This is a genomic window from Aeromonas sp. EU05-FHT14A05 (assembly GCF_058791175.1).
Map to the genome: position 1 here is coordinate 379,356 of NZ_JBYTDH010000003.1, position 15,340 is coordinate 394,695.

General features: G+C 62.8%; 18 protein-coding genes. 12 read left to right on the forward strand and 6 right to left on the reverse strand.

What is annotated here, in order from left to right; all coding sequences use genetic code 11:
• Positions 1 to 7: 7 nt before the first annotated feature.
• The 3 genes from AC3WR3_RS07090 to AC3WR3_RS07100 all read left to right on the forward strand — a co-directional run bounded on the left by AC3WR3_RS07090 (position 8) and on the right by AC3WR3_RS07100 (position 2,150).
• The gene (locus tag AC3WR3_RS07090) at positions 8 to 574 is read left to right on the forward strand and encodes a Crp/Fnr family transcriptional regulator (RefSeq protein ID WP_492291530.1); all 567 of its coding nucleotides are present in this window, start codon (positions 8 to 10) and stop codon (positions 572 to 574) included.
• 189 nt (positions 575 to 763) lie between these two features.
• A complete protein-coding gene (locus tag AC3WR3_RS07095) occupies positions 764 to 1,216 on the forward strand; it encodes a GNAT family N-acetyltransferase (protein WP_319917960.1) in 453 nt (150 codons plus the stop codon).
• Positions 1,217 to 1,313: 97 nt separating this feature from the next.
• Positions 1,314 to 2,150, forward strand: a complete 837-nt coding sequence (locus AC3WR3_RS07100; RefSeq protein WP_492291512.1) for an EamA family transporter — start codon at positions 1,314 to 1,316, stop codon at positions 2,148 to 2,150.
• 27 nt (positions 2,151 to 2,177) lie between these two features.
• On the opposite strand, the gene AC3WR3_RS07105 is transcribed toward AC3WR3_RS07100, so the two are convergent.
• A complete protein-coding gene (locus tag AC3WR3_RS07105) occupies positions 2,178 to 3,026 on the reverse strand; it encodes an alanyl-tRNA editing protein (protein ID WP_492291513.1) in 849 nt (282 codons plus the stop codon).
• A 113-nt stretch (positions 3,027 to 3,139) separates the two neighbouring features.
• On the reverse strand, positions 3,140 to 4,363 hold the full coding sequence (locus AC3WR3_RS07110) for an Nramp family divalent metal transporter (RefSeq protein ID WP_492291514.1): 1,224 nt from the start codon (positions 4,361 to 4,363) through the stop codon (positions 3,140 to 3,142).
• 236 nt (positions 4,364 to 4,599) lie between these two features.
• On the opposite strand from AC3WR3_RS07110, the gene rpsF reads away from it, so the two are divergent.
• The 4 genes from rpsF (at position 4,600) to AC3WR3_RS07130 (ending at position 6,602) form a co-directional block, all read left to right on the forward strand.
• Entirely contained in the window at positions 4,600 to 4,986 is a 387-nt protein-coding gene (gene rpsF, locus AC3WR3_RS07115; protein WP_005331771.1) for a 30S ribosomal protein S6, read from the forward strand.
• A 32-nt stretch (positions 4,987 to 5,018) separates the two neighbouring features.
• On the forward strand, positions 5,019 to 5,249 hold the full coding sequence (gene rpsR, locus AC3WR3_RS07120; RefSeq protein WP_005313392.1) for a 30S ribosomal protein S18: 231 nt from the start codon (positions 5,019 to 5,021) through the stop codon (positions 5,247 to 5,249).
• Positions 5,250 to 5,298: 49 nt separating this feature from the next.
• A complete protein-coding gene (rplI, locus tag AC3WR3_RS07125) occupies positions 5,299 to 5,745 on the forward strand; it encodes a 50S ribosomal protein L9 (RefSeq protein ID WP_005331773.1) in 447 nt (148 codons plus the stop codon).
• 113 nt (positions 5,746 to 5,858) lie between these two features.
• On the forward strand, positions 5,859 to 6,602 hold the full coding sequence (locus AC3WR3_RS07130; protein ID WP_492291515.1) for a ferredoxin--NADP reductase: 744 nt from the start codon (positions 5,859 to 5,861) through the stop codon (positions 6,600 to 6,602).
• A gap of 17 nt (positions 6,603 to 6,619) precedes the next feature.
• On the opposite strand, the gene AC3WR3_RS07135 is transcribed toward AC3WR3_RS07130, so the two are convergent.
• From AC3WR3_RS07135 to AC3WR3_RS07145, 3 genes are all read right to left on the reverse strand, one after another.
• Entirely contained in the window at positions 6,620 to 6,817 is a 198-nt protein-coding gene (locus tag AC3WR3_RS07135; RefSeq protein WP_492291516.1) for a hypothetical protein, read from the reverse strand.
• Between the two features lie 278 nt (positions 6,818 to 7,095).
• On the reverse strand, positions 7,096 to 7,476 hold the full coding sequence (locus AC3WR3_RS07140; RefSeq protein WP_492291517.1) for a hypothetical protein: 381 nt from the start codon (positions 7,474 to 7,476) through the stop codon (positions 7,096 to 7,098).
• A 26-nt stretch (positions 7,477 to 7,502) separates the two neighbouring features.
• Positions 7,503 to 7,793, reverse strand: a complete 291-nt coding sequence (locus AC3WR3_RS07145) for a hypothetical protein (RefSeq protein WP_202047389.1) — start codon at positions 7,791 to 7,793, stop codon at positions 7,503 to 7,505.
• Positions 7,794 to 8,040: 247 nt separating this feature from the next.
• On the opposite strand from AC3WR3_RS07145, the gene AC3WR3_RS07150 reads away from it, so the two are divergent.
• Positions 8,041 to 9,039 carry a Preprotein translocase subunit SecY gene (locus AC3WR3_RS07150; RefSeq protein WP_454008911.1) on the forward strand — a complete coding sequence of 333 codons (999 nt, stop codon included), beginning with the start codon at positions 8,041 to 8,043 and terminating at the stop codon, positions 9,037 to 9,039.
• Between the two features lie 45 nt (positions 9,040 to 9,084).
• Here AC3WR3_RS07150 and AC3WR3_RS07155 read toward each other — a convergent pair whose 3' ends face one another.
• Positions 9,085 to 9,252 carry a hypothetical protein gene (locus tag AC3WR3_RS07155; RefSeq protein ID WP_162472074.1) on the reverse strand — a complete coding sequence of 56 codons (168 nt, stop codon included), beginning with the start codon at positions 9,250 to 9,252 and terminating at the stop codon, positions 9,085 to 9,087.
• A 56-nt stretch (positions 9,253 to 9,308) separates the two neighbouring features.
• On the opposite strand from AC3WR3_RS07155, the gene AC3WR3_RS07160 reads away from it, so the two are divergent.
• From AC3WR3_RS07160 to gshA, 4 genes are read left to right on the forward strand one after another with little or no spacing between them, the layout of a single operon-like run.
• Positions 9,309 to 10,286 carry an NADP-dependent oxidoreductase gene (locus AC3WR3_RS07160; protein WP_492291518.1) on the forward strand — a complete coding sequence of 326 codons (978 nt, stop codon included), beginning with the start codon at positions 9,309 to 9,311 and terminating at the stop codon, positions 10,284 to 10,286.
• Positions 10,283 to 10,720, forward strand: a complete 438-nt coding sequence (locus AC3WR3_RS07165) for a YqaA family protein (protein ID WP_139436772.1) — start codon at positions 10,283 to 10,285, stop codon at positions 10,718 to 10,720. The genes AC3WR3_RS07160 and AC3WR3_RS07165 overlap by 4 nt, the downstream gene beginning before the upstream one ends.
• 27 nt (positions 10,721 to 10,747) lie before the next feature.
• A complete protein-coding gene (locus AC3WR3_RS07170; RefSeq protein ID WP_492291519.1) occupies positions 10,748 to 13,561 on the forward strand; it encodes a M16 family metallopeptidase in 2,814 nt (937 codons plus the stop codon).
• 60 nt (positions 13,562 to 13,621) lie between these two features.
• Entirely contained in the window at positions 13,622 to 15,217 is a 1,596-nt protein-coding gene (gene gshA, locus AC3WR3_RS07175; protein ID WP_139436767.1) for a glutamate--cysteine ligase, read from the forward strand.
• Positions 15,218 to 15,340: the final 123 nt, after the last annotated feature.

The window sequence follows — 15,340 nt, forward strand, 5'->3', positions numbered from 1 at the left end:
CGTGATGATGGACAGACCTCCCTTTTTCCGGGACAGGGTCACAGATGAGCAGGAGGCCAGGCGCCTCCTCTCTTTTGCCCGGCCGCTGACGCTCGCCCCCAAATCCTGCCTCTGGCACGCCGGTGACAGTCCGGATCTGCTGATCAGGGTGGAGCAGGGGTTGCTGCGGGCCAGGGTAGTGCTGGCGGATGGGCGGGAGTACATCAAGGAGTTCTACTGGGAGGGGGACGAGTTTCTCGACTTCCATCACCTGCTCAGTGGCGAACCCGCCCGCTACAGCGTGGAGGCGCTGGAGCCTTGCCGGTTGCAGCTGTTCCAGCTTGCCGACCTGCGCCAGCTCTCCTGCTGGTCCGCCTGGTATCAGCACCTGCTGGAAGTGCAGCTGCGCATCAAGGAAGAAAAAGAGCTGCTGCTCTTGACCGAGAGCCCCCAGGCCCGCTATCAGCACTTCCTGGACTGCTTTCCCGCGCTGGATGCCAGGGTGCCGGATCACCAGATCGCCGCCTATCTCGGCATCAGCCCCATCAGCCTGAGCCGCATTCGCAAGCGGTTGAAAGCGCTTAACAAGCAGTAGTGTTGCCGATGCGCCATGAGGGGTTGTGTTGCCACCAGATATCAAACCTTTCATACAGTGCGTCTCGGCATCACGCCTGCCAGTCAGCCTGAGCCGCATTCGCAAACGGCTGAAAAGTCTTAACAAAGGTTAATGCCGCCCTGGCTGCGCTCGCCTATGCTGGCAGGCCGAATTGATAAGGAGTCGCCGATGAACTGGATCCTGAAACCCTGGTCTGCACTGACCACGGACGAGTTGTACGAGTTGCTGGCACTGCGGGCCGAGGTGTTCGTGGTGGAGCAGAGCTGCCCCTTCCAGGATCTGGATGGGGTGGATCGCCGGGACGGTGTGCTGCACCTGCTCGGTTATGAAGGCGATCATCTGGCCGCCTATGCCCGCATCATGGCCCCCGGCATCGGCGACGACAGTGGTGCCGCCATCGGCCGGGTGGTCACCTCCCCCCAGTCGAGAGGGGGCGGTCTGGGCCACAGCTTGCTCGATGAGGCGGTGACCGCCTGCACGGCCCGCTGGCCGGCGCACAGCATCTGGCTCGGTGCCCAGGCTCACCTGCAGGGCTTCTACGGCCAGCACGGCTTCGCGCCGGAAGGGGAGGGCTATATCGAAGACGACATCCCTCACATGGGGATGCGCAAAGCCCCTTGAGTCGATGGCAAGTCCAGGGAGCCTTCATGAGCTGGCTCCCACATTGCTGCGACACAAACGGGTATGATCTCGTCCCCTTGTTGATTGGAACCCCGTCGTGACCCTCCCCATCTTCGCGGCCATCTTGCTGGCCGCCTTGCTGCACGCCCTGTGGAATGCGCTGGCCAAGCGCCAGGCCGAGGGGCGTGTCAGCGTGTTGCTGGTCTCCCTCTGCTCCGGCCTCTTCTCCCTGCCTTTCCTGCCGCTGGTGGGGTGGCCTGCCCAGGTCGAGTATCCCTGGTTGGCACTCTCCATCCTGTTGCACTGCGGTTATTGCCTCTTTCTCGGCCGGGCCTACCGTTTGGGGGAGTTTGGCCAGATCTATCCGCTGGCCCGTGGCAGCGCGCCCCTGGTGACCCTGCTGCTCGGCGCCCTGCTGCTGGGTGAGGTGCCCGGTGTCGTGGCTGTGGCGGGGGCCATGGTGCTGGTGGGCGGGGTCTTGTTGATGGCCTGGCGCGGCGGCATCCGGCTGGCGCCTGCGGCCCTGTGCGCCGTGCTGATCACGGCGCTGTTTACCGCCGGCTATACCCTGTCTGACGGGGTCGGGGCCCGCTCGGCGGGGGAGCCGATACGCTATACCCTCTGGCTCTTTACCCTGACGGCCCTGATGATGCCGCTGCTGATGAGATGGCAGAGCCGCACCGCCTTGCGCAGCCTGACCCGGGCCGAGTGGTATTCGGGCGCCCTGGGTGGCGCCCTCTCGCTGCTTGCCTATGGGATCGTCATCTGGGCCATGACCCGGGCCCCCATCGGGCTGGTGGCGGCGCTGCGCGAGAGCAGCGTGCTGTTTGCCGTACTGCTCTCCTGGCTCTGGCTGGGGGAGCGGCTGGGGCGGGTCAGGCTGATGGCGGCCCTGGTGATCCTCGGCGGCATATTGTTGATCCGGCTTGGCTGATGGGGAGAAGCCGGATCTGTCGCCGGCTCAGGGGGTGACTTCGGAGATCAGGCTGAACCCCTCCTCTGCAGCGGCGAGCCGCACCCTGACCTGACCCAGCTCCGCCAGAGTGCCGGCATGGGTGCCGCCGCAGGGGATGGTCAGCTCTTTTCCCTCAAGCATGCAGAGCCAGTAGCGGGAGTCGATGATGGCCTCGCCGGCTCGCGAGCGGCGGATCTCGCCCCCCGCCGCCAGCCAGCCGGCGAGTTGCCGGTTGACCTTTTCTTCTATCAGCGCCAGATCCGCCAGCAGCGCCTCGCCGTTGACCCCCTTCTTGCGCAGGCTCTTGCCGATGCGGTATTGCTCCCGGGAGCCCAGGGGCTCGACCCGCGAGCTCTGGATGGCGAGGCGGTCGAAGTCGGGCTGATCCAGTGCATCGCGCTCGCTCACCTCCTTGCGCCAGTAAGGGGCGAGTGCCCGGTTGAGGGCCAGCGCCACAAGATGGCAGCCGCTGTGGCCCAGACTCAGGGCGTGGCGGGCCTCGGCGTCCACAATCAGTTCCACCTGGGTGCCGATGGCAAACTGATGGGAGCCGGCGAGAGGATGCACCACCACGAAGGCCCAGCCCTCGGCGCCCCGCTTGACCGGAATATCCTGATCCACGAACAGCCTGCCTTCCGGGCTGATGGCCCCCATCCGGCAGGGGCCCACGGCCGCCTCACCGCCATCCCTGCGCACAGTGCCCACATCTCCCGGTTGATCGGGCCAGAGGTGGCTCTGGGGGTGGAAGGGGGTGAGATCGGTGACGAGCAGGCTGGGTTGCCCCTGCTCGCAATAGACTACGCTGGCCTGTTCCTGATGATGGCCCAGCACGAAGCTGACTCGGGTATGTTCCATGGCAAGGCTTCCGCAACGAGAAATGGAGAAGAGAAAGCGGCAGCATACGCCAAAGCGGGGGCCGGCTCATTAACCTCTGTTAACGAGCCGGCCCGAAGAAGGCGGGGTGAGCACTAGATCATGGTGACCAGCAGATAGGCGTTGAGGCCGATCACCAGCGCGACGATGACGCGACCTGTTGCCTGGGTCAGCGGATGGTTGCGATGCTCCCCCATCAGGGCGCGATCGCCGGTCAGGATCAGCAGCGGAATGAGTGCGAGGGCTATGCCAAAACTCAGAATGACCTGGCTCAGCACCAGGATCTCCGTGGTGTTGAGTCCCATGGCGATCACCACGAAGGCGGGGGCCATGGTGATGGCCCGGCGCAGCCAGAGCGGTATGGTGAAGCGCACGAAGCCCTGCATCACCACCTGGCCTGCCAGGGTCCCGACCACGGTGGAGGAGATGCCGGACGCGACTAGGGACAGCCCGAACAGGGTGGCGGCAGCCTGACCTAGCAAGGGAGTGAGCGTCTGGTAGGCCGTTTCAAGCTCCGCCACCTGCTGGTGGCCCGCGTCGTGGAAGGCTGCAGCGGCCATGGCCATCATGGCCATGTTGACGAAGCCGGCTATGGTCATGGCGATGGCCACATCGACCCGGGTGCTGTGCAGCCGCTGGGAAAGGGTTCCCTGGTCCTGGGTGTGCTGGGTCAGCGCCGAGTGGAGGTAGATGACGTGGGGCATGACTGTCGCCCCCAGCACGCCGGCGGCCAGATAGACGGCATCGCCGTTGGGCAGCCCGGGGAAGAGCGCCCCCTCCAGCAGGCTCGGCAGATGGGGGCGGGAGAAGACCAGCTCGACGATGTAAGCGGCGGCCACGAACAGCAGCAGGCCGCCCACCACGAACTCCAGCGGCTTCTGACCGCGAGCCTGCAGCATCAGGATGGCCCAGGTGACCACGGCGGTGATGCAGGCTCCCTCCAGCAGGGTGACGCCGAGCAGCAGCTTGAAGCCCACGGCCGCACCGATGAACTCGGCGAGATCCGTGGCCATGGCGATGATCTCCGCCTGCACCCAGTAGGCCCAGACTGCCGGTTTGGGTAATTTGTCCCGGATGTGCTCCGCCAGATTCTTGCCGGTGACTATGCCGAGCTTGGCGGAGAGGGTCTGCACCACCATGGCCATCAGGTTGGCCCAGACCACCACCCACAGCAGTTGATAACCAAAGGTGGAACCGGCCTGGATGTTGGTGGCGAAGTTGCCCGGATCTATGTAGCCGATGGCGGCGATGAAGGCGGGGCCAAGAAGGGTCAGCTTGAATTTGCGGGCCGGGATGGCCGTGGTCAATGCGGGTTGCATGGTGTCACCCTCCATAAGAGCATGGAGATAGAATAGATCTAAATGATAATTGTTATCAATTGAAGTTTTGCATCAGGTTCATCGACAAAAACATCTGCCGACGCCAGTTGCAGTGGGAGAGGCGATTTCGTACAATACGCCGCCCTAGAAAGCAGCGTCTAAACACCACTATGTTCCTTGCCTCCGAGGTCTGGCTGCACCTGGGCGGAGGCTGAATTAATCCGTAAGGAGCTAAAATGCGTCATTACGAAATCGTCTTCATGGTTCATCCGGACCAGAGCGAGCAAGTACCTGGCATGATCGAGCGTTACACCGGCGCTATCACCACTGCTGGTGGCACCATTCATCGCCTGGAAGATTGGGGCCGTCGTCAGCTGGCTTACCCGATCGACAAGCTGCACAAGGCTCACTATGTTCTGATGAACGTAGAAGCTGAGCAGGCCGTTATCGACGAACTGGAAACCAACTTCCGCTTCAACGATGCCGTTATCCGCAACATGATCATGCGCACCAAGCACGCCGTGACTGAAGTTTCTCCGATGGCCAAGGCCAAGGAAGAGCGCTTCACCCGTCGTGACGACGAGCGCCGCGAAGATGCTGTTGAAGCGTCTTCCGAAGAGTAATTCTTAGATCACCGCATTAGAGGATAAAGGCCATGGCACGTTATTTCCGTCGTCGTAAGTTCTGCCGCTTCACCGCCGAGAACGTTACCGAGATCGACTACAAAGATATCGTTACTCTGAAAAACTACGTCACTGAATCTGGCAAGATCGTACCGAGCCGTATCACCGGTACCCGCGCCAAGTATCAGCGTCAGCTGGCACGCGCCATCAAGCGTGCTCGTTACCTGGCTCTGCTGCCGTACACCGATCTGCACAACAAGTAAGAATCGGTCCGGCACTTAAGCCTAACTCAACTTTTATAGAGGAAAGGTAATGCAAGTTATCCTGCTCGACAAAATCGCCAAACTGGGCGGTCTGGGTGATCAAGTCGCTGTTAAAGCTGGCTACGCCCGTAACTATCTGATCCCGCAAGGCAAAGCCGTTATGGCTACCAAGGCCAACATCGAGACCTTCGATGCTCGCCGTGCTGAACTGGAAGCCAAGCTGGCTGCCGGTAAAGCTGCCGCTGAAGAGCGCGCTGCCAAGCTGGGTGAACTGGCTGCCGTTGTCATCGCCTCCAAGTCTGGCGACGAAGGCAAGCTGTTCGGTTCCATCGGTACCCGTGACGTGGCTGAAGCCATCACTGCTGCCGGCGTCGCCGTTGCCAAGAGCGAAGTCCGTATGGGCAACGTTCTGCGTAACACCGGCGAGTACGAAGTTGTTGTTCAGCTGCACGCTGACGTCAAGGCAACCGTACAGATCCAGGTTGTTGCTCTGTAATAGCGATTCGCTTTGCAGAAAAAACCCGCGCACATGCGCGGGTTTTTTTCTTTTTGAATCAAGAGGGGATCCAGGGGTAAAGTGAGGTTCTGTTCCTCTGTAGGAGAACCTGTATGGCAGCCTGGGTCGAAGGTCATGTACTCGAGCGCATCGAGTGGACGCCCACCCTGTTTTCCCTGCGCATAGCGGCGGAGCTCGCCCCCTACAAGGCGGGGCAATTTACCAAGCTGGCCCTGCAACGGGGCGAGCAGCGGATCCAGCGCGCCTATTCCTTCGTCAATCCCCCCTCGGCCCCCTATCACGAATTCTATCTGGTGGAGATCCCGGATGGCGAACTGACTCCCTCTCTCGGTGCCTTGCAACCTGGGGATACCTTGCTGGTTCAGTCTCAGGCCACGGGGTTCCTGACCCTGGACGAACTCCCGCCGGGACGGGATCTCTGGCTGCTCTCCACCGGCACGGCCATAGGCCCCTTCCTCGCCATGCTGGCGGAGGGGGAGGCCTTCGAGCGTTTCGAGAATCTGGTGCTGGTGCACGGGGTGCGCAAGGGGGAGGAGCTCACCTATCAGGGCCTGATCACCAGCCTGGTCGAGCAGTATGGGCCCCGTTTTCACTACGTGCCCTTCGTCAGCCGCGAGCCCTGGCCCGGTGCGCTGCCAGGCCGGATCCCGGCGGCCATCGCCAGCGGCGAGCTGCAGGCCAGGGTCGGGCTTGCCTTCTCGGCCGAGCACAGCCAGGTCATGATCTGCGGCAATCCCGCCATGGTGAAGGAGACGCAGCTAACCCTGCTGGATCTCGGTCTTGCCAAGAACCTGCGCCGGGCCCCCGGCAACATCAGCATGGAAAACTACTGGTAGACGCCAGCAGGGGACGGTCAGCGACCTATCTTGTCACCGTCGTGCTTGCCAGAACCCTCGGCGCAGGCGCTGTCGCCCGGTGGCGACCGTCTGACGCCCTGTGCTTCCTGGTGGGCACCGGGATCCTGGGCGGTGCCGCGTCGGGCAAGAGGGGCTTCAAATGCGGCGCCGCTGTTCAATAGCCGGGCGAGCAGATGGGAGACGGTGTTGCGCATGATGGCCTCGATGACGGCTGGAGGAGAGGCAGTCTATCGTCGCCAGCCTTAACCGGGGCGGAACGGCACCTTGGCATCATTGCCTGGAACTGGTGAGAAATGAGCGGCGAACGTTTGTGAAATGGCCTGGTTCATGCTTTTTTGCCAAGGGTATCAAGGTGTCCCATTGAGCCTTGGCTGGCAGGATGGCAGTCGCCGGTACTCGTGAGCCGAGCGTAGAATATGGCGGCCACTGCCTGCACCTGCGACCGCATTCAGGGGCCGGAGCCCCCGAACCATCACTTTTTGTTGCCTTTCCCGTTACCTTTTTCTTTGTTCTTCCCGTTATCGTTGCTGTCCCAGCCGCTCTTGTCGTGGCCCTTGCCCGGGTTGTTGCCGCTGTGGATGCTGCGGTTGTAGTGGTCGCGGTACTTGCCATCCATGTTGTCACAGTTGAGTTTGATACTGCTGCTGCGGGTGCTGATATCCAGGCAGTTGTCCTGCCACCAGTCGTACTCCTTGTCGTCCCAATCCAGGCTGATTTGGCCCCGATCGGTGGAGATCTTGACGTCGTCATTGTTCTTGGAAGGAGGCGCAGCAAAGGCGACGCCGTGGACAATGAACAGAGAGAGCAGCAGAGCGCTGCGGTTGATCATGGTATTGCGCTTGGGGTGTGTCATATCAGAGAGGCTCCTGTCGTGACTAGTCACTGTTCCGGGCTGGCCGGGATTTGGTTGGTGCTGGGGGGTTGGTTGCGAGGCGTCTCATCATCCAGGTTGAGCTTCGTGCCCTTGCAATCGGGAGAGGTCTCCTCACCGACCCCCAAGTCGAGACAGCCGGTCTGCGACCAGTCAAATTGCGTGTCATTCCAGTCCAGTTTGAAGGTGAGCGCGTCAACGGAGAAAGTTTGATCCCCCTGCTCCTGAGCCTGGACCGATGAGGTGGCGGTGCCGGCAACCAGAAGAAGGGAGAGCAGCAGCGTAGTCGTTCTGTTCATGATGGCCTCGGATAATGGCAATAGGGAGTCAGTGTAGCGCGCCGGGCTGAACCCGGGCACAACGAAAACATGCCCTGCAAGTCTGAGGTCGATTGTAGCGGTTTTCTGCTGCCGATTTGTCCGTTTTGGTCGCACTATGGGCAGCTGGTTATCCATATGAAGGAATTCAGGTATTTGCCCTTCTCTCCGACCGCCCGGTGACTATAATCGGCAGCCAACTTTTCCTGCACGGCACTCCCTCTTCATCATGACCACACAGGCTCCTGCCGCATTGCGCTATCCCAAGGGCTGGTTCGCACTGACCACGGTGTACAGTTTTACCGGGTTGGCCATTCTGGCCTCCATCGTCTTCTCCCTGCTGCTGTTTCTCTCCATCGACGACAACCCGCTGATGAAGTGGCTGTTTGGCGGCCTGGCCATCATCTTCGAGCTGGGCAAGTTCTATGTCTGGTATGAATACGGCGAGTGCAAGGCGAGGCGGGATCTCGGCGGTGCCTTCTGGTCGCTGCTGTTTTACAGCGTGCTGGCCGCCATCTCCATCGGCGGCAGCATAGGCGGCATCAACAGCGCCACCAACACCATCCTGAGCCAGCAGGCGCGCCACGAGCGGGAGATCGCCCGCTTCGACGAGCAGATCGCCAGCATAGAGCGGCAGATCCAGCTCAACGAGGAGGCGGCGCGCAAGTACATAGAGATGGCGCGGATCTCCAGCGGCGTGAGCGGGTTGCAGCAGGCCAACACCCGGCTCAGGTTGAAGCAGGATGAACTGCGCCAGGAGCGTGACGCCAAGCCGGTCAATGAGCAGTCCTCCATGCTGGGGCTGATGAGCAGCCTGGCGGACGGGGTGGGCATGAGCATCAGCCAGGTGCAGTTCCTGCTGGTCTGCTTCCTCTCCGTGTTGTTGGATGCGTTCGGTGCCTTTTTCGTCAGCCTGATCGGCGAGGAGAACCGCTTCCGCCGCCAGTGGCAGTGGCTGCGGGCGCGAGAGCAGGCCGAGGCTCGCGCGAGCGAGTCAGCTGCCGCCGCGCCCATGGTGGTGAGCAGACCCGAGCCCGCACCGGCCGTGGTGGCTCAGGTGCGCAACGCGCTGGAGAGCGGCGAGCTCAAGTGCAGCAAGCGCAAGGTGGCCGAGGCCCTCTCCCTCTCGCTGGAAGAGGTGGACAGGGTGTTCCAGCATCTGATGGCCGAGGGCGTGCTGGGGCAGGGCAGCAACCGTCACTACCACCTCAGTGCGCAGGCGGGTTGAGATCCGGGCCACCTCAGGGTGGCCTTTTTGTTGCCGCAGGGGGCGTCAGTGGGTGAGCACCATCATCAGGCTGAAGAAGGCGGCCAGTCCCCCACCTATGCCGATGATCCAGTAAAACCCCTTGGCACCCTGCTTGAGCGGAATGCGGAAGTAGAGCAGAAACGCCCACCACCCCAGGGCCAGCAACAGAGGAATAAGAAACATTCGAGCCATGGTGTCCTCGCTGTTATTCTGTTGATCCTTGATCAATCAACAGGATGGATTGTGCAATGACGCAGCTACAGATTACCGCATTCGGCGACCCCTCGGTACTTAAGCTCAACCCCTCCCTCGACAAGGTGCCCGCCGAGGGGGAAGTCCGGGTGCGCATCTGCTTTGCGGGGGTCAACCCCATCGATGCCAAGACCCGGGCCGGCCTCGGCTGGGCGGCAGCCCAGAACAAGGACAAGCTGCCCTGGACCCCGGGCTATGACGTCTCCGGCGTGGTGGAGAAGGTCGGCCCCAATGTCACCACCCTGGTGGAAGGGGATGCGGTGTGCGGCATGGTCGGCTTTCCCCTGACGGCCGGCGGCTATGCGGAATCTGTGGTGGTACGCGACGACGAGCTGGTCAGGCTCGACGGGGTCAGTCTCAAGCAGGGGGCTGCGCTGCCCCTGGCGGGCCTCACCGCCTGGCAGGGACTGTTCGAACACGGTGCTCTCAAGGGCGGACAGCGCGTGCTGATCCTGGCCGGTGCCGGTGGCGTGGGCCATCTGGCGGTGCAGTTTGCCGCCGCCTACGGGACCCAGGTCGTGGTCACGGCCGGGCCTGACAACCACAGCTTCCTGCACGGGCTGGGCGCCAGCCAGATGGTGGATTACCACGACGCCGACTGGCCTTCACAGGTGGTGGCGGCCGGCGGCCCGGTGGATCTGGTGCTGGATCTGGTGGGGGGCGAGAGCGGCAAGGCGGCACTGGCCTGCGTCAAACCGGGTGGCCACCTGGTGACTGTGCCCACCATCACGGCCCAGCAGATCAAGGAGGCGGGGGCCGAGGCGGGCATAGAGGTGCTCGGCATGCTGGTTCACCCCGATCAAAAACAGCTGACCCAGGTGCTGATGCTGCTGCGTCAGGGGGATGTGCATATCACCATCTCCGGTGAATATGCGTTGGCGGAAGGGGCACTGGCCCATGGCGCCATCGAGGGCGGCCATGTGCGGGGCAAGCTGCTGCTGCGCATGCCTGCCGCCGACGGCCAGCCCGGATGAACGACATTGCCGAGATGGGGCTGGGCTGGCTGTTTCTGAGCGCCTTCACCTCGGCCACCCTGCTGCCCGGCAGCTCGGAAGTGCTGCTGGGGGCCATGACCACCCGGGGAGAGTGGAGCATGGCCAGCCTGCTGCTGTGGGCGACGCTGGGCAACACCCTGGGCTCCATGACCACCTGGTGGCTGGGCCGGCTCGCCACATTGAAGAAAAAACCGGAAGATTTTCAAGGCCGTGGGGAACAAAAGGCGCTCGCCTGGCTCAAACAACATGGTCACTGGTGCCTGCTGCTCGCCTGGACGCCGGTGATCGGCGATGGCCTCTGCCTGCTGGCCGGTTGGCTTCGCTTCTCCTTCTGGCGCTCTCTCATCCTGATCGGGCTCGGCAAATTGTTTCGTTATGCCCTGGTGTTTCTGCTGGCCAGCCAGATCTTCTAGCCCATTCTTGTCACTCACGAGGTAACCGTGAACAAACTCATTCCATTAAGCATTCTCCTGGGATTTTCCCTGCCCGTGCTGGCAGCGCCCACCCTGGTGTCCGAGCAGGTCAAGCAGGAAGGCAAGCTCGGCATTCCCTATCAGATGTACAGGCTGGACAACGGCCTGACCGTGATCCTGGCGCCAGACAAGTCTGATCCCCTGGTGCACCTGGATGTCACCTATCACGTGGGGTCGTCGCGGGAGACGGTCGGCAAGTCGGGGTTTGCCCACTTCTTCGAGCACATGATGTTCCAGGGCTCCAAGCACGTCGGCGATCAGGAGCACATGCGGATCATCAACGAGGCCGGTGGCGAGATGAACGGCACCACCAACAAGGACAGGACCAACTATTTCGAGACGGTACCGGCCAATCAGCTGGAGAAGGTGCTCTGGCTGGAGGCGGATCGCATGGGCTTCCTGCTCGATGCGGTGAGCCAGAAGAAGTTCGAGATCCAGCGCGCCACCGTCAAGAACGAGCGGGCCCAGCGCATCGACAACCAGCCCTACGGCCTGCTGAGCGAGAAGGTGGGGGAGGCGCTCTATCCGCGCAGCCATCCCTACTCCTGGCAGCCCATCGGCTATGTGGAGGATCTGGACAGGGTCGATGTGAACGACCTCAAGCAGTTCTTCCTGCGCTGGTATGGCCCGAACAACGCCACCCTCACCCTGGGGGGCGACTTCGACACCCAGCAGGCGCTGGCCTGGATTGAGCAGTACTTCGGCCCCATCCCCCGTGGCCCCGAGGTGGCCGAGCCGACGCCCCAGCCTGCGACCCTGCCCGAGACCCGCTATGTGACGCTGGAAGACAAGGTGCACCTGCCGCTGCTCTATATCAGCTACCCGACCGTGTCCCTTGGCGATCCGCAGGAGCCGGCGCTGGACATCTTTGCCGACGTGCTCGGCGGCTCCGCCAGCTCCATGCTCTATCAGTCCCTGGTCAAGACCGGCAAGGCCATCGAGGTGGGGGCCTCCCACTCCTGCGAAGAGCTGGCCTGTACCCTGGCGGTCTACGCCTATCCGAACCCGGCGGTGGATGGTAGCCTCAAGACCCTCAAGGGGGAAGTGGACAAGGTGATCGGCGAGTTTGCCGGTCGCGGCATCAAGCCAGAGGATCTGGAGAAGGCCATCAGCAGCTATCGCGCCTCGGCCATCTGGGGGCTGGACAGCGTGTCCGGCAAGGTGAGCCAGCTCGCCATGGGGCAGGTGCTGGCCCAGGATCCCAACTATGTGTTCAAGAACCTGGATGCCATAGGTCAGGTGAACGCCCAGCAGGTCAAGGCGGCCTACGACAAGTTCATCGCGAACAAGCCGGCCGTGGTGCTGAGCGTGGTGCCCAAGGGCAAGACCCAGTGGCAGGCGGGCACGCCCAACTTCACCCCGGCCAAGCGCGAGCTGCCGGATTACAGCCAGCATGGAGAGCCGCTGGCCCAGCAAACGATCAAGGACAGCTTCGATCGCAGCGTGCAGCCCAGGACGGCGGAGGCGGTCAGCGTCAAGGTGCCGGCCATCTGGCACGGCAAGCTGGACAAGGGCATCGAGATCATCGGTACCCGGAGTGACGAGATCCCGGCCGTCTCCATCATGATTGCCCTGCCTGGCGGCATCCGGGCCGAGGGCAAGGGCGAGCTGGGGCTGGCCAGCCTCACCGCCGCCATGCTGGGGCAGGGGACGGCGCGCCTCTCCGAGGCCGAGCTCAGCGACGAGCTGCAAAAGCTTGGCGCCAGCATCAGCGTCTCGACCGCCCAGTACAACAACCTCATCACCATCAGCAGCCTGACCGACAAGCTGCCCCAGACGCTGGCGCTGGTGCGCGAGGTGCTGCTGCAACCCGGCCTGCGGGAGGCGGACTTCGAGCGGCTCAAGGCGCAGATGCTGCAAGGCATGAAGCAGAGCGAGCAGCAGCCCGAGTGGCTGGCGGGGCAGGCGTTCCGTGAGCTGGTGTACGGCAAGCAGAACCGCCTCGGCCAGCCGACCGACGGGGTGCTGACCGACGTCGAGAAGCTGACCCTGGCAGACGTGAAGCGCTTCTATCACGCCTACTACAACCCGACCAACGCCAAGGTGGTGGTGACCGGGGATGTGACCCAGCAGCAGGTCGAACGGCAGCTCGGCTTCCTCACCCAGTGGCAGGGGGCGGCGCCGACCCTGGGGGATCTCAAGCTCAAGGGGGAGCAGGCCAAGCCGGGCATCTACCTGGTGGACAAGCCGGGGGCACCCCAGTCGGTGATCCGCATCGGCCGCCGTGCCATGCCGTTTGACACCACGGGGGATTATTTCGTCGCCAACCTGATGAACTTCAACCTGGGGGGCAACTTCAACAGCCGCATCAACCTCAACCTGCGGGAAGACAAGGGCTACACCTATGGTGCCAGCTCGGGCTTCCAGGCGAACCGCGAGGCCGGCGTGTTTGCCACCGGCGCCAACGTGCGCACCGATGCGACCGCGGATGCCATCCGTCAGTTCCTCAAGGAGATGGATGGCTACCGCGTGAGCGGACCCACCCCGGTGGAGCTGGCCTACATGCGCAGCGCCGTCTCCCAGCAGGATGCGCTCTCCTACGAGACGCTGGGTCAGAAGGCGGGCTTCCTGCTGCAGATGATCATGTACGACCTGAAGCCGGACTATGTGCAGGCCCAGAGCCAGCTGATCAAAACGGTGTCGCCCGAGACGCTAAAAGCCAGCGCGGCACGCTGGCTGGACCCGGCCGACATGGTGATTGTGGTGGTGGGGGACAAGCAAAAGCTTGAAAAACCCTTGAGCGAGCTTCATCTTCCCATCTATCCGCTGCAACTGCCCTGAGGGGCGTTGCAAAAAAATGAGCGCCGCCCCAGGTGGGGCGGCCATACATGAGCCGTGAATATGACTACTACTAGCTTGTCGCTCACCGAGTTGCTGGCTGCGCTGGGTACCCCGGATCGGGTGACCGCCCTCAAGGGAATCCGGCGCGGGATCGAACGTGAATGTCTGCGCATCACCCCAGAAGGGACCCTGGCCCAGACCGATCACCCCAGAGGCCTGGGGTCGGCCCTGACCCATGCCAACATCACCACCGACTACTCCGAGAGCCTGCTGGAGTTCATCACCCCGGCGACCGACTCCATCGAGAGCCTGATCGAGCAGCTTGGCGACATCCATCGCCACGCCATTCATCACCTGGGGGATGAGCGGATCTGGCCGCTCTCCATGCCCTGCTTCGTCGGTGACGAAGAGAGCATTCGCCTGGCCCAGTACGGCAGCTCCAACATAGGCCGGATGAAGACCCTCTATCGCCAGGGCTTGAAGAACCGCTACGGCAGCCTGATGCAGGTGATCGCCGGGGTGCACTTCAACTTCTCCATGCCGGACAGCTTCTGGTGCGAGTGGCAGGACCTGGTGGGCGAGGGGTGCTGCAGCCAGCGCTTCATCTCCGACAAGTACATGGGGCTTATTCGCAACGTCTACCGCTTCGGCTGGCTGGTGCCCTACCTGTTCGGTGCCTCCCCGGCCATCTGCGACTCCTTCCTCAAGGGACGCAAGAGCAGCCTGCCGTTCCAGAAGATTGGCAAGGGGACCCTCTATCTGCCCTATGCCACCGCCCTGCGCCTGTCCGATCTCGGTTATACCAACAGCGCCCAGGCGGGGCTCAAGATCAGCCACGACAACCTGCCGGCCTATGTCAGCAGCCTGCGCCGCGCCATCAACACCCATGATCCCGAGTTTGCCAAGATAGGGGTCAAGGTGAACGGCGAGTACCGCCAGCTCAACGACAACGTGCTGCAGCTGGAGAACGAGCTGTATGCCCCTATCCGGCCCAAGCGCACCCCCCGCAGCGGCGAGAAGCCCTCGGATGCGCTGGAGCAGCGCGGCATCGAGTACATCGAGCTGCGCACCGTGGACGTCAATCCCTTCACGCCGTTCGGCATCGAGGTGGATCAGATCCGCTTCTTCGATCTGTTCCTGGTCTGGTGCCTGCTGCGCCCGTCTCCCGTGCTGGGTGACGAGGAGATTGCCCGCAACCGTCGCAACCAGAACAAGGTGGTGCTGGAAGGGCGCCGCCCCGGTCTGGAGCTTGAAGACGAGCAGGGCAATGCCATCGGCCTCAAGGAGTACGGACTCAAGCTGTTCGACGAGCTGGCCCAGGTCGCCGAGCTGCTGGATCGCTGCTGTGGTCGCAACCGCTACCGCGAGACGCTGGCCATGCACCGCGAGAAGCTGCTCAACCCCGAGCTGACCTACTCCGCCCGCCTGCTCAAGCAGTTGCTGGAAAGCGGCCAGGACAACGGCTGCTTCGGCGATGCCCTGGCTAGCCGTTACCGGGAAGAGATGCTGAGCGGTGAGCTGCAGTACTGGGATGAGGCCTACTTCGCCGGCGAGGCGCGGGACTCCCTGGCCAAGCAGCGGGAGCGGGAGCGCAGTGACAGCCTCTCCTTCGATGACTTCCTCGCCGACTATTTCGGCACCCGGCAGACCAGCTGAGGACCTGCCCCTGATGACGAGAGCCGCTCCCTTGAGCGGCTTTTTGATGGCTATGTCCCAATTACGTGTTGCATGGGGCGCCCCAGCGCCTCATGCAAGCAACGTGGGATAGTCACCTCCCTT